The sequence below is a fragment of the Actinomyces sp. zg296 genome (assembly GCF_009829695.1).
Taxonomy (GTDB): domain Bacteria; phylum Actinomycetota; class Actinomycetes; order Actinomycetales; family Actinomycetaceae; genus Actinomyces; species Actinomyces marmotae.
Window position 1 is genome coordinate 66,736 of the sequence record NZ_VWPG01000002.1, and the last position, 12,987, is coordinate 79,722.

Genomic DNA, 12,987 nt, shown 5'->3' on the forward strand with positions numbered 1-12,987 from the left:
GGCTGAACGCCTCACCAGCACGACCCCGCTATGACCTCTGCCGTCAGTCACGGCGCTTCCAGTGCTGAACCGCTCGAAGGACACGACGGCCCGACGGCGTCGTCTCAAGGATCGACCTATCGCGATCGCAGTGCATCGCCAGCACGTTCTGCACCACCCCGACGTTCACGCCGTTACCCAGTTGCTTGTACGTGGCCGCGTCCGACTGCCCTTCGAAGGTGAAATCGTCTGGCAACCCCTGCATCCGAGCGGCCTCCCTGGGGGTCAACCGCCGACGGCGTGGGCCGATGATGCTCGTCTGCGTGATGGCCACGAGCGCGGGCACGTAGGTGGGGGGCTTAGCGCGCAGGCCAGAGGGCCGGAAATGCATGAGACAGTCCCATAACGAGCCGAGACCCTGAGCCTGCCATTCCAGTTTCCGCCGTGAAGGCGGGAACGAGGCGACCTGATATTCGACGAGCCAAGCCCTGCACCAACCCTGATTGCGGTCGAAGAGCTCGGCGTTCTTACGGAGGAAACTCATCTTCCACGCCGGCGCCCCGTCATAGTCTCCGTCAGCGATGCGCGCCTCCAGCTCTTCGACGGTGCGCCATTCATCAGCCCAAATCGGGAAACCAGGGAGCTTGACGCCGGGGTTGTATTTCCGGAAGCGGCGCACCCAAGCGTCCCAAGCATCCACCCATTCAACCTCGGAAGGGGTCAATTCATATCCCGACGGATCCTCATCGAGGTAGTCCTCGATGCTCCAGTCAGTGTCCTCGCCGTACTGATGGCGCGGTCGGGCGACCGGCGCAGGCGCGCCATCGCCCAGTCCCTCAGGATCATAAGTGGCCGTGATGAAGACTCGTTCGCGCACTTGAGGCCGCCCGCCCCGCTCTCTCCCGATCTGATGCGGCGAGATGATGGCAGGAGCATCGGCCACCCTGTAGCCCTCGTCGCGGAGCGTTCGAACGATGACCTCCCACTCATGCTTGTGCCTCGGGCCGGCGAGATTGCGAACGTTCTCAAGTAGAAGGACAGCAGGATGGCGCTCGCGAACGATCTGAAGAATGTTGAAGTACAAGGTCCCTCGGGTCTCCTCCATTCCGCGCTGCGCGCCCGACTTCGAGAACGGCTGGCAGGGAAATCCCGCCGCCAGCACGTCATGATGAGGGATCCTTGGGCTCACACCAGCCTCGCCGGCATCGACTGTGATGTCACCCAGCGGATTGATGCCCCAGTTCTGCTCATAAATCCGAGAGGCATCCGGATCGATCTCGACCGCGTAGACGCACCCGCCCCCCATCTCGGACAGTGCGGCGTGGAAGCCGCCGATGCCGGCGAAAAGGTCAATGAAGGCGAAGGACACGGGTCAAGCTAAGCACATGTTCGGGCGAGAAGCTAGCCCCTCAGCGGCGATTCATCCACGGCACAGCGACGCGCATCACTCTTCCGCGAGGATTCGCCTTGCCCCTTCCGGCAGCATGAGCCTTTCCGAGGTCGAGGATCAGCATGATATCCCGCCCGAGGGTGCGCTCTCGCCGAGGCCGTCAGTCGCGCAGGCCGCGGCGCAGGATGAGGACGACGCCGCCCGCACCCAGCGTGATGATCGCGAAGAGCACGAGGGTCGCGTTGGCTCCCGTCATGCCGAGCTTCCCCAGCACCCTCTCCTGCGTGGACCGCGGTGTACTTACGGGCTCCGCCGGGGCGGCCACGACCTCGGAGGCCGTGCTCGGGGCGCCGATCGGGGCGGTGGCGCCGCTAGATGGAACGGCCACGGGAGCGGCGGTGGCAGTCGCGCGCGCCGAGGCGCTCGCCGCCGCGGTGGGAGCGGCCGCCGCCGTGGCGTCAGGGGCCGCGGTGGCGTCCGCCGTCGGGCTCACCTCGGGCGCGGGCTGGACGGCCTCCGCCGAGGCTCCGCCGCTGGGCGCTCCCGAGCCGTTCGGCGTCGTCGATGGAGAGGAAGCCGAGCCCCCACCGGAAACCTTGAAGCCCGCCTGGACGTCGTCGGGGTAGGCGGCGAAGTTCTGGGTGGCGTAGATGGAGCCGTCGGCAGACTCGGCGATGCCGATACCGATAGCCGTGGCGTTGCGATCCACCATGTTCTGGTAGTGACCCGGAGAGTCAACCCACTGCTGGAACAGGGCGTTGCCGAGCTCCGCGCCGGACAGGCCCTTGCCGTTCATCGCGATGTTCTCGGCCACCCACGTCCATCCCGAGGGGAAGGCGTTGCGCAGGTTGGGCCGGTGGTACAGGTTGCCCTCGGCGGCCATCTGGCCGGACCACTCCTGAGAGACGTTGTCGAGTTCGACGAGCCGGGTCAGTGGCTTGAGACCGGAACTTTGGCGCAACTCATTGACACGGGTGAGGATCTGCTGGGCGGCGGCGCTGTCAGCGGAGGTCGCAGCGGGCAGGAGGACCCCTGCGGCGCCGGGGTTGACCGGCGACGCCGGGGCCTGCGCCGCGACGGCCTGGGGAGTGATCCCCACGAGCGACGCGGTGACTGCGGCGGCGGCGAAGAGGCGGGCGATCTTCACAGGGCTGAAATCTCCATGGGTAGTCAGTTCTGTCGATGACTCACCGGGACGCTAGGGGCTCCGGAGCATCAGGCGCGGATGGGGTCCGCGCCTTCATGATACTCATCTCGTGATCTTCATGTTACCTGACGAGACCGGTAATTTCTTCGGGACGCGCCTTCTCGCGACAGGTTTGGGAGGCGACTCACAGGGCCACGAGTAACTGAACCATCACGATCTTGACCACGATCGCCAGCGCGAAGAGGGTCGCATACCCGGCCTCGATCCGCACGTCCTCGCTGCGGGACAGGGCGTAGGAGAGGATCGCCGGCTGCCCCACCAGGCCCGCCAGTCCACCGGCGGCTCGCGCGGCGGAGATCCCGGCGATTCTCGCCCCCGTGAGAAGCACCACGGCGCTGACGACAACGACGATCGCCGCGAGCCCGCCCACCGCCAGGCCCGTTACGGAGAAGGCGGCGCCCGCGAACCGCGGGCCGGACGCCAGGCCGATCGCGGCCAGGAAGAACAGGAGCCCGAGCTGGCGGATCGTGGCGTTGGCGGCATGGGGCAGCCCCCACAGGAAGGGACCGGTGCGCCCGAGGCGCCCGAGGATCATCCCGGCGACCAGCGGCCCCGCGGCGACCCCCAGCTTCAGGGTGATGCCGCCGGGCAGCGGGACGGCGACGAGGCCGAGCAGCACTCCCAGGGCCATGCCGATGCCGACGCTGAAGGCGTCGATCTGCGAGATCTTGCGCTCGGAGTCGCCGAACCAGTCGGCCGCCTCCTCCAGCCTCTCGCTGGGCACGACGGCGAGGACCCTGTCCCCGAGCTCGAGCACGAGGTCATCGCGGGCGAGCAGGTCGAGGTCCCCGCGCCGCACGCGGGTGATGACGCCCGCGAAGCGCCCGGGCATGTCCACCTCGGCGATCGTCCGCCCCGCCACGCGGGTGGAGGAGACGGTGAGCCGGCGGTGGTCCACGGCCCGGCGGTCCTTGGCCAGGCAGGAGCGCAGTCCCGTGCCCAACTCGTGCATGGCCTCCTCAACGGCGGCGGGCGCCCCGACGACGACGACCTTGTCCCCCGGCGCCAGCTCCTCGCCGGGGTCGACGACACGCGTGACCCCGTCGCGCTCCAGGTAGGAGATGCGGATGCGGGCGCGGGTGAAGGCCTCCATCCGGTCCAGCCGCACGCGGGTGAGCACGTAGACGCTGGTGGCGACGATGCCATCGGCGCTGGCGGGCCGGGGGTCCTTACGGCCGGGCCAGCGCTGTCCGACAACGATGGCGACGACGATGATCGCCACGGCCACGCCCACGGGGTAGGCGATGGCGTATCCGATGGAGGGCTCCTGATTCCCGGCGGCCTCGATCGCGGCGTCGAGCACCGGGGAGGTCAGGGCGCCCGCGTAGGCGCCGGCGTCCATCGCGGGCGTCACCCCGGTCAGGCGCGAGAAGCCCGCCCCCACCGCGCCGGCGGCGAGGAGCGCGACGACGCACAGCGCCATGAGGGGCATTTGCCGGCCGAGGTTGCGGAAGAAGGTGTTTCCCGCGCCGAGCCCCACCGTGTAGCAGAACAGCCCGAGCCCGAGGGCCCGCAGCATCCCGAGGTCGGCGCCGAGCCTGGGATCGAGCGCGCCGACGGCGAGGCCCACGAACAGCGCCCCGGCAGCGCCGAAGCGGATCGGCCCGAAGGGGATCTGTCCGACGGCGGTCCCGAGCCCGATGACGAGGAAGACCGTGAGCAGGGGGGTGGCGGCGAGGACGTCGATGACGCCATCAGGGATGAGCCCCGCCGCTACCGGATAGGTCATGTGAATAACTCCAGGCACATCGGACAGGGTAAGCCACTTCGGCCTCAATGCCGACCATCGGCGCCCCACTCCCGCCTCCCTGTTCCCGGTTTCGCCCGGAGGCAAGGCGGCTTGGTGCGCCGCCCGGGCCGGGAGTAGGTTCGCCATGCCTCATACCCGAGGCGGACACGCAGCAGCACCGCAGCGAGGAGCATTCCCATGGCCGATTTCACCGACGACGGCATCGACCGCACCACCACTCTCAAGGTGTCCGGCCTGACGTGCGGGCACTGCGTCGCCCACGTCACCGAGGAACTCGAAGCGCTCACGGGCGTCAAGGACGTCTCCATCGTCCTCAACAAGGGCGGGCAGTCCGTCGTCACGGTCGTTTCGGACGTCGTTCTCGAGGATGCCGCCCTGGCCGAGGCGATCGACGAGGCCGGTGACTACACGCTGGACGCCGTCGAGCGCGACGTCCGCATCTCTTGAGCACCCGCGAGGTCGATCTCGCTGTCAGCGGCATGACCTGCGCGTCCTGCGTGGCGCGCGTGGAGAAGAAACTGAGCAAGATCGACGGCGTCGAGGCCAGCGTCAACCTGGCCACCGAGTCCGCTCACCTCACCGTTCCCGACTCCGTGACGGATGACGAGCTCATCGCCACCGTCATCAGGGCCGGGTACTCGGCGGCCCTCACCGGCCCCTCCGCGGCCAGGAGCGCGGCCGCCCCGGCGGAGCCGCCGCCCTCCCCCGAGGAGGAATCGGCCCGGCCCACCGGCGGCGCCCCCTCGGCCACGGGGCCAGCGGCCGGGACAAGCGCCCGAGACTCGCTGGGCGCCTCCCACCTCGTGCGCGCCGAGGACCTGCGGCGCCGCCTAATTCTCAGCCTGCTGCTCTCGGTCCCGGTCATGGCGATCTCAATGAGCTCGGCCCTCCAGTTCCCCGGCTGGCAGTGGGCGCTGGCCGCCCTCACACTGCCGGTGGTCACCTGGGGCGCCTGGCCCTTCCACCGCGCGGCCCTGGCGGGGCTGCGCCATGGAGCCTTCACCATGGACACGCTCGTCTCTCTCGGCGTGAGCGCCTCCACCCTGTGGAGCCTGTGGGCCCTCATCTGGGGCGGCGCGGGCGAGATCGGCGTGAAGATGCCCATGGACTTGGCCGGGATCCTCACCGGCGCCCACGCGGGCGGGCACCGCCCGCACATGTACTTCGAGTCAGCCGCCTGGGTGACCACCTTCCTCCTGGCCGGCCGCTACGCGGAGGCCCGCGCCAAGTACCGCTCCGGGGACGCCCTGCGAGCCCTTCTCGAGCTCGGTGCCAAGGAGGCCGGCCGCGTCCGGCTCACCGCCCCCTCCGGTTCCGCCAACGCCATCGACGTGCTCGACGACGATGGCGCCCCCCGCCCCGACGCGATGCGCCACGAGGAGCGGGTCGCCGTCGATGACCTGGCCGCCGGCGACCTCATCGCCGTGCGCCCCGGGGAGAAGATCGCCGTGGACGGCGTCGTCGTCGAGGGCGCCAGCGCCGTGGACGCCTCCCTGCTCACCGGCGAGTCCGTGCCGGTGGAGGTCGGGGTGGGCGACGAGGTGACCGGTGGGACGATCAATACCTCCGGCGCCCTGCTCGTGCGAGCCACGCGCGTGGGCGAGGGCACCACCCTGGCGCGGATCGGCGCGCTGGTGACCGCGGCGCAGGCGGGCAAGGCGCCCGTGCAGCGCCTCGCCGACCGCGTCTCCGGGGTGTTCGTGCCCGTCGTCCTGGGGATCGCCGCCCTGACGCTCGTCGGCTGGCTCGTGGTTGGGGCCTCCGCCCAGGATGCCCTCACGGCGTCGGTCGCGGTGCTCGTCATCGCCTGCCCCTGCGCCCTGGGCCTGGCCACGCCCACCGCGATCCTCGTGGGCTCGGGCCGGGCCGCCCAGCTCGGCGTCGTCATCCGGGGCCCGGAGGTCCTGGAGCTCACGCGCTCGCTGGACACGATGGTCCTGGACAAGACCGGCACTGTCACGACGGCGCGCATGAGCCTCGACGCCGCCGCCAGCGCCGGGATCGGGAGCGAGTCATGGCTGGGCCGATCCGACTCCCCCACGCTCGACCCCCTCATGCTGGCGGGCGCGCTCGAGGCCTTCAGTGAGCACCCGGTGGCGGCCGCTATCACGGCCGCCGCCCGCGAGCGCGCGGAGAACGAGGGCTCCCGGCTCCCGGGGGCCGAGGGCTTCGTCAACCACGAGGGCCGGGGCGTCACGGGCCGGGTGACCGGCACCGCTTCGGGGCCGGGGAGCGCGCGCGAGGTCGCCGTGGGCCGGGCCTCCTGGATCGCCGAGCGCGGCATCGCCCTGCCCGACCACCTGTCTGAGGCGCTGGAGGCCGCCGAGTCGACCGGGGCCACCGGGGTGGTTGTCGCCATCGATGGCCAGGCCACCGCCGTGCTGGCGGTGCGCGACACGGTGCGGGCCTCCTCGGCCACCGCGATCGCCGAACTGCGTGCCCTGGGGATCCGCCCGATCCTGCTGACCGGGGACAACGCCCGGGCGGCGGCGCATGTGGCTGGTCAGGTCGGGATCGACCCGGCTGATGTGCGCGCGGAGGTCCTGCCCGCCGAGAAGCGCGACGTCGTTGCCGAACTCCAGGCCTCGGGCGCCGTCGTCGGCATGGTGGGAGACGGGGTTAACGACGCCGCGGCCCTCGCCCAGGCGGGCACTCGGGGGCTCGGACTGGCCATGGGCTCGGGGACGGATGTGGCCATTGAGGCCGCCGACATCACCCTCGTGCGGGCCGATCTCGACGCGGTGGTCGCCGCCGTGCGGGTGAGCCGGGCGACCCTGCGGATCATCAAGCAGAACCTGTTCTGGGCCTTCGCCTACAACGTGGCGGCGATCCCGCTGGCCATGGCGGGGATGCTCAACCCGATGATCGCCGGTGGGGCGATGGCCTGCTCCAGCGTCATCGTCGTGGCCAACTCGCTGCGGCTGCGAAGGGCCGGGTGAGGCGCTCAGACACAGCGGCGCAGCGCGCCGATCCCCGTAGAATCCCGCCATGACCGATGCCGACGCCATGCCCCCGACCTCGGGCAGCGCGCCCGCCCCATCCGCGGCGCCTGTGCCGCCACCGTCCGATGTCCCGCCAGCGCCTCCGACGCCAGCGACCTCCCCAGTCGGCATCCCCCGCATCGGCCTGACACCCGTGGTGGAGGCGGCCCCCGGCCCGGAGCCCGGCCCCCGCTCAGCCACGCTGCTCGTCGATGAGGCCCCCCGCCGCCGCCGCCGCGCCGAGGACCTGCTGAGCCTCGCGCTGGTGAGCGCGGGCATCCTGTCGGTCCTCGTCCTGGCCACCTACGCGCATGAGACGACCACGGGAGTTACGGCGGATGTCCGCGTGGTGCTGTCCTCAGTGCTGCGTCAGGTGCTCATCCTCCCCCTGCAGACCCTGGAAGGACTGGCGACCTTCCTCATCCCGGTCCTCGTCCTCCTCAACCAGCTCCTGCGGGGGCGCTGGCGGGGGGCCGCCGAGAGCGCCGCCGGGGCCGTGACCGGCTGGGCGCTCACCATCATGGCCCTGTGGACGCTGAAGGCCTGGGCGCCGCCGACCCTCTCTGCCGGCCTGACCGTCACCGCCTCAGGCTTTCCGCGCCTGGGCGTATCCGTTGTCTTCGCCGCCCTGGTGGGCCTGCTCACGGCTGCGGGCGAGAGGCGCTCGTCGTCCACTGTTCGCTACGGCTGGGTGGCGATCTGGATGATCGTCGGGCTCGCCGTGCTGCGCTCGGCCATCACTCTTCCCGGGGCACTGCTCTCCCTCCTCCTGGGCCGCCTGGCGGGCTTGGCGCTGCGCTGCCTGTTCGGGGTGGAGGACCACTCCGCCCACGGCATCGCCCTCGTGCGGGCGCTGCGCCGGGCGGGGGTCGACGCCGTCCGGGTGGTCCGCGTGGACAGCGCGCCCGGGGCGACGGCCTGGTGGGTGACCACGGACGCCCCACTGGGCTACACCGAGGAGGTGCGGGAGAACCCGCTGGCGCCCGCGAGCGCCTCGCCCGCGCCGACCACCAGTGGCGACGCCGCCGGGGGGCCGGGCATGGAGCCGGACACGGCCGCCCTGCCCCCCGCGCGTGAGGGCCGCGCCGCCGCGCCATCGTCAACAATCGCGCCGGCACCGGCGATCGACTCCCAGGCGCTCATCGCCGAGGCCCGGTCGTTGTCCCCGGGCAGGCCCAGCGCCCACCGCGTGTACGCGGTCTGGGACCGCACGGGCGCGCGCCACGATCTGACGATCATCGACACCGACCGGCAGGTAGCCGGCTACCTGGCCACGCTGTGGGACCGGATCCGGGTCCGGGGGCTGTCCCCCCAGCGGGGCATGTCGATCCGCGCCGAGGCTGAGCACGCCGCCCTCATGACGCTGGAGGCGCGCCGCGCCGGGGTGCGCACGCCCACCCTGCGCGGGATGGCGGACGCCCCCGAGTCCGTGCTCCTCGTGACCGACCACATCGCGGGCTCCCGCGCCCTGTCCGAACTCGGCCCCGATATTCCCGACGCGGTCCTGACCGGCCTGTGGGACCAGCTCCGCCGCGCTCACGCGGCTGGCCTGGCTCACCGCAGCCTCAGTGGGGACAGCGTCGTCGTGGATGAGGCGCGCCGTGTGTGGCTGCTCGGCTGGGACTCCGGGGAGACGATCTCCTCGGAGCTGTCCCGGCGCGTCGACCTCGCCCAGGCCCTCGCCCTCCTGGCGGGCTCGGTGGGAGTCGAGCGCGCCATCGCGTCGGCCTCGCGGGTCCTGACCACCCCCCAGTTGGCCTCGATCGCTCCCATGCTCCAGCGCGTGGTCCTGCCCGCCGACACCCGCCGAGCCATGGGCCGGCGCGGACAGGTCCTCCAGGAGCTGAGGGACGCCCTCGTGGCGCTCACGCCCACCGCCCACGCCGAACCGGCCCGCATCAACCGATTCCAGGCGCGCACCGTGGTCATGGCCGTCATCTTCCTCGTGGCGGTGTGGACGCTCCTGGCCCGCATGAACTTCGAAGAGGTCTCCGACGCCGTGGCCCAGGCCAACGCCTGGTGGATCCTGGGGGCGCTCGTCTTCTCACTGGCCACCTACCTGGGGGCGGGCATCATCCTGGTGGCCTTCACCCCGGAGCGCCTGAGCCTGTGGCGCTCCACCGAGGTCCACCTGGCCTCCTCCGTCGTCGCGCTAGTGGCACCCGCCGGCGTGGGAGGGGCGGCAATCAACCTGCGCTTCCTGACCCGCAAGGGCGTGCCGACGGCGGTCGGCGTGGCCACGGTGGCGCTCGTCCAGGTCGTGCAGTTCCTCGTCACCCTGGTGCTGCTCGTCATCCTGGCCGCCGCGACTGGGCAGTCGACGGGGCTGACCCTGCCCTCGGGCTGGGTGCTGCTGGGAGCGGTGCTACTGGCCGCGCTCGTCGCCATGGTCCTGGCCGTACCGCGGGCGCGCATCTGGATCTGGGAGAAGATCGAGCCCACGTACCGGCAGGTCCGCCCCCGGCTCGTGTGGATCCTGTCCAATCCCGCGCGGCTGCTCGCCGGCGTGGGAGGGGCGGTGCTCCTGAGCCTGTCCTACATCCTGGCCTTCGGGGCGAGCCTGTGGGCATTCGGCTTCACCCTGCCCTTCTCCGTGCTGGCGATCGCCTATTTCGCCTCCAACACGGTGGGGTCCGTGGTGCCCTCCCCCGGCGGGATCGGACCGGTGGAGTTCGCCCTGACGGCGGGGCTCATCACCGCGGGGATCCCCAGCGGCACCGCGCTGTCGGCCGCCATCGTCTACCGCCTGGTCACCTTCTGGATCCCGATCCCCATCGGCTGGCTCAGCCTCCAGCGCCTCCAGAAGCTCGGGGAACTGTGAGCCATAGAGGCGATGCCAGCGGCGCGATATGCCCCCTGAATGGCGAGGTTTGAGGATTCCTTTTTCTGACCCGCTGCCACCATTTGCGTTTCCCCAGGTCAGGGGCCGTCTCACGATGACTAGTGCCGCACTCATCCCCTCCCAAGGCCCGAGCAATCCTCAAACCGCGCCACTTCACACTCACCACATGAGTCTCGGAGCCCCGATAGAAGGATCAGGAACGACCCGCAGGGGTGCCGGCGCCCTGTCCAACCCTCTCAGCGCGGCCTCGACGATGGTGACGCCACGCCCTTGCATGACATCCTCATAGGTCAACCGGACAACCGGCAGCCCCATCGAGATCATCCGCTGATCGCGCTCCCGGTCCCTGGAGAGCGCCTCCCTGGAGGAGTGGTAGGCGAAGCCATCCGTCTCAACGAACAGGCGCCGATCCACGAGTTGGTCGACCTCACCAACGCCATGCACGATCACCCCGACATCCACCCGATGGCCCGCGTCCTCGAGCTCGATGCGGAGCCGGCTCTCGATCAGGGACCGAGCACGAGGGTTGGCCCGACCCGCCCTCCGACGCGCGACAGCCGCCTGGTGCCCATCGCCCCCGAGGAGCTCATGAACGTCCCCCAGCAGGACAAGTCCTTCGCGGAGCGCGGCGTCCAGTGCCGCGACGGCATCGACCTCCGGGGAGCACCGGAGCATCCGCGCCAAGACGAGTTCCGGCGGGGCGACGGGCATCTCGAACGGATCGACCCGGTCAAGATGGGCCTCCCGGTGGACGATCACACCACCGGGCGCCCGGATCACACCGGTACGCGCCGGCACCGCGACATGCAGCGAACGCGGGCGGCGCGCCAGAGGGAGCCCGTAGTGCTCGAGAGCGGATTCGGCCGTCAGCACGCCGCCGAGCGACCGGCTGACGACAATCGACCGGGACGCATCCGGCAAGTGGATGGCACCGCCCGTCCTCAGGGCATCGCCCATGGTCAGCAGATCGGCCAGTGCTCGCTGGCCGGTACGGCCCAGGCGCAGGTCCCGACGACGCAGGGCCCCATGGCCCGCTCGAAGCTCGCGGAGGATCCTGCTCGCCTCCGCCTCGCGTTGTCCCATGCGCTGGATTGTGGAAGATCTCCAGGCCCGTCGAGGAGATGCCTCCACAGCGCGGGGGAGCCGGTGGGGATGGCGTCACCTGTGGTTCATGGCACTCAGGCAGCCTGCCCAGGCTCGCGCACCCGCGGATTTGGCGAGGTTTGAGGATTCCTTTTTCTGACCCATTGTCACGATTTGCGTTTCCCCAGGTCAGGGGCTGTCTCGCAATAGCTAACGCCTCGCTCATCCCCTCCCGGGGCCCGAGCAATCCTCAAACCGCGCCACAGCGGGCCGCAGCGGGGCGATGCCGGAGGCGGGACCGTGTCAGCCCCACTCGTTCAGGCGCTTGGCACGGCTGGAATGGACCCACCAGGCGACCGCCATCGCGATCAGCCACAGCGGTGAGGCGAGCACCGCCAGCCTGGTGTCATGGGCCTGCGTCAGGGTCCACACCACGAAGATGAAGAACACGATGCTCGCCCACGCCGCCACCCGGTCGCCCGGCATCTTGAAGGCGCTGGCCTCGTGGAGCTCGGGATGCACGGAGCGGAAGCGCAGGTAGGAGACGATGATGATGATCCACACGAGGATGAACAGCACGCTCGCCACCGTCGTGACCACTGTGAACGCCTCGATGATCGACGCGGTCGTGTACAGCAGCGGGATCGCCAGGAGCAGCGCCGCGCATGTGATCACGAGCGCCGGCCCCGGAACCGAGCGGGCGGTCAGACGCTTGAAGATGGCCGGGCCATGACCAGACCAGGACAGGCCGTAGAGCATCCGGGAGGTGGAGTACATGCCGGAGTTCGCGCTCGATGCCGCGGCGGTGAGGACGACGAAATTCACCAGCGACGCCGCGAGGCCGAATCCGGCCAAGGAGAACATGGCCACGAAGGGGCTGGACTCAGTGACCTCCCGCCAGGGGGTGACCATCATGATCGCGGTGAGCGCGCCCAGGTAGAACAGGAGGATGCGCACCGGGATGGCGTTGATCGCCTTGGGGAGGGTGACCTCCGGGTCCTTGGCCTCCGCGGCGGCGGTCCCGATGAGCTCGGTGCCCACGAAGGCGAAGACGGCGATCTGGAAGGCGCCGGTGAAGCCGGAGAAGCCATGGGGGAAGAGGCTGCCGATGGGGTCGGAGGGATCACCCAGGTTCCTCAGGGAGGCGACGGCGCCATTGGGCGCCGTGAAGCCGATGGCGACCAGGGCGATGCCCACGATGACGAGCGCGATGATCGCCACGATCTTGATGATGGAGAACCAGAACTCGATCTCGCCGAAGGCCCTGACCGTGGTCAGGTTGAGTGCCAGCAGCAGGACGACGGTGAGCGCGGCGGGCAGCCACAGGGGCACGGTGGGCCACCAGTACTGGGCGTACTGGGTGATGGCGATGACCTCCGCGATCGCCGTCACGAGCCAGCAGAAGTAGTAGGTCCACCCGGTGAAGAAGCCCGCCCAGGGGCCGATGAGGTGATGGGCGACGTCGGCGAAGGACTTGTACTCCAGGTTGGACAGCAGGACCTCGCCGAGGGCCCGCATGACCAGGAAGAGGAAACCACCGATGATCGCGTACACAAGCAGCACGCCGGGGCCGGCCAGGGAGATCGTCTTGCCCGAGCCCATGAAGAGGCCGGTTCCGATCGCCCCGCCGATGGCGATGAGCTGGATGTGTCGATTGGTGAGGCGGCGCTGGAGGTGCTCGCCGCGCTCAACGATCTCGTCGAGATCGTGCTCGCCTGTGGTGGCAGTCATCTGTCGTCTCCTCAGGGGTGGGTG

Annotated in this window: 8 protein-coding genes; 3 read left to right on the forward strand and 5 right to left on the reverse strand. The window is 70.3% G+C overall.

Going from position 1 to position 12,987, the window contains the following annotated elements; genetic code table 11:
* Nucleotides 1-43 precede the first annotated feature (43 nt).
* The 3 genes from dcm to GVV76_RS00685 form a co-directional block, all read right to left on the reverse strand.
* Nucleotides 44-1,348 (reverse strand): DNA (cytosine-5-)-methyltransferase, encoded by a 1,305-nt coding sequence (gene dcm, locus GVV76_RS00675; RefSeq protein ID WP_159624186.1) that lies wholly within the window; start codon nt 1,346-1,348, stop codon nt 44-46.
* A gap of 181 nt (nt 1,349-1,529) precedes the next feature.
* Nucleotides 1,530-2,516 carry a CAP domain-containing protein gene (locus tag GVV76_RS00680; protein WP_159624188.1) on the reverse strand — a complete coding sequence of 329 codons (987 nt, stop codon included), beginning with the start codon at nt 2,514-2,516 and terminating at the stop codon, nt 1,530-1,532.
* 184 nt (nt 2,517-2,700) lie between these two features.
* The gene (locus tag GVV76_RS00685; RefSeq protein WP_159522378.1) at nt 2,701-4,305 is read right to left on the reverse strand and encodes a TrkA C-terminal domain-containing protein; all 1,605 of its coding nucleotides are present in this window, start codon (nt 4,303-4,305) and stop codon (nt 2,701-2,703) included.
* A 198-nt stretch (nt 4,306-4,503) separates the two neighbouring features.
* Between GVV76_RS00685 and GVV76_RS00690 the strand changes: the two genes are divergently transcribed.
* The 3 genes from GVV76_RS00690 to GVV76_RS00700 are packed head-to-tail and all read left to right on the forward strand — an operon-like array spanning nt 4,504 to nt 10,128.
* Nucleotides 4,504-4,773, forward strand: a complete 270-nt coding sequence (locus tag GVV76_RS00690) for a heavy-metal-associated domain-containing protein (RefSeq protein ID WP_159522376.1) — start codon at nt 4,504-4,506, stop codon at nt 4,771-4,773.
* On the forward strand, nt 4,770-7,265 hold the full coding sequence (locus tag GVV76_RS00695; RefSeq protein WP_268891746.1) for a heavy metal translocating P-type ATPase: 2,496 nt from the start codon (nt 4,770-4,772) through the stop codon (nt 7,263-7,265). Before GVV76_RS00690 ends, GVV76_RS00695 begins: the two co-directional genes overlap by 4 nt.
* Before the next feature lie 49 nt (nt 7,266-7,314).
* Complete coding sequence (locus GVV76_RS00700) at nt 7,315-10,128, forward strand: lysylphosphatidylglycerol synthase transmembrane domain-containing protein (protein WP_201290996.1); 2,814 nt, start codon at nt 7,315-7,317, stop codon at nt 10,126-10,128.
* Nucleotides 10,129-10,308: 180 nt separating this feature from the next.
* On the opposite strand, the gene GVV76_RS00705 is transcribed toward GVV76_RS00700, so the two are convergent.
* Nucleotides 10,309-11,106, reverse strand: coding sequence for a hypothetical protein (locus tag GVV76_RS00705; protein WP_236263128.1), 798 nt, complete (start codon nt 11,104-11,106; stop codon nt 10,309-10,311).
* Nucleotides 11,107-11,535: 429 nt separating this feature from the next.
* A complete protein-coding gene (locus GVV76_RS00710; RefSeq protein ID WP_159522372.1) occupies nt 11,536-12,963 on the reverse strand; it encodes an amino acid permease in 1,428 nt (475 codons plus the stop codon).
* Nucleotides 12,964-12,987 lie beyond the last annotated feature (24 nt).

Bases quoted from the DNA above. Each gene is read 5' to 3' on its own strand.
- GVV76_RS00685 (WP_159522378.1), bottom strand. From the start codon at position 4,305: ATGACCTATCCGGTAGCGGCGGGGCTCATCCCTGATGGCGTCATCGAC.
- GVV76_RS00690 (WP_159522376.1), top strand. From the start codon at position 4,504: ATGGCCGATTTCACCGACGACGGCATCGACCGCACCACCACTCTCAAG.
- GVV76_RS00700 (WP_201290996.1), top strand. From the start codon at position 7,315: ATGACCGATGCCGACGCCATGCCCCCGACCTCGGGCAGCGCGCCCGCC.
- GVV76_RS00705 (WP_236263128.1), bottom strand. From the start codon at position 11,106: ATGGGCGATGCCCTGAGGACGGGCGGTGCCATCCACTTGCCGGATGCG.
- GVV76_RS00710 (WP_159522372.1), bottom strand. From the start codon at position 12,963: ATGACTGCCACCACAGGCGAGCACGATCTCGACGAGATCGTTGAGCGC.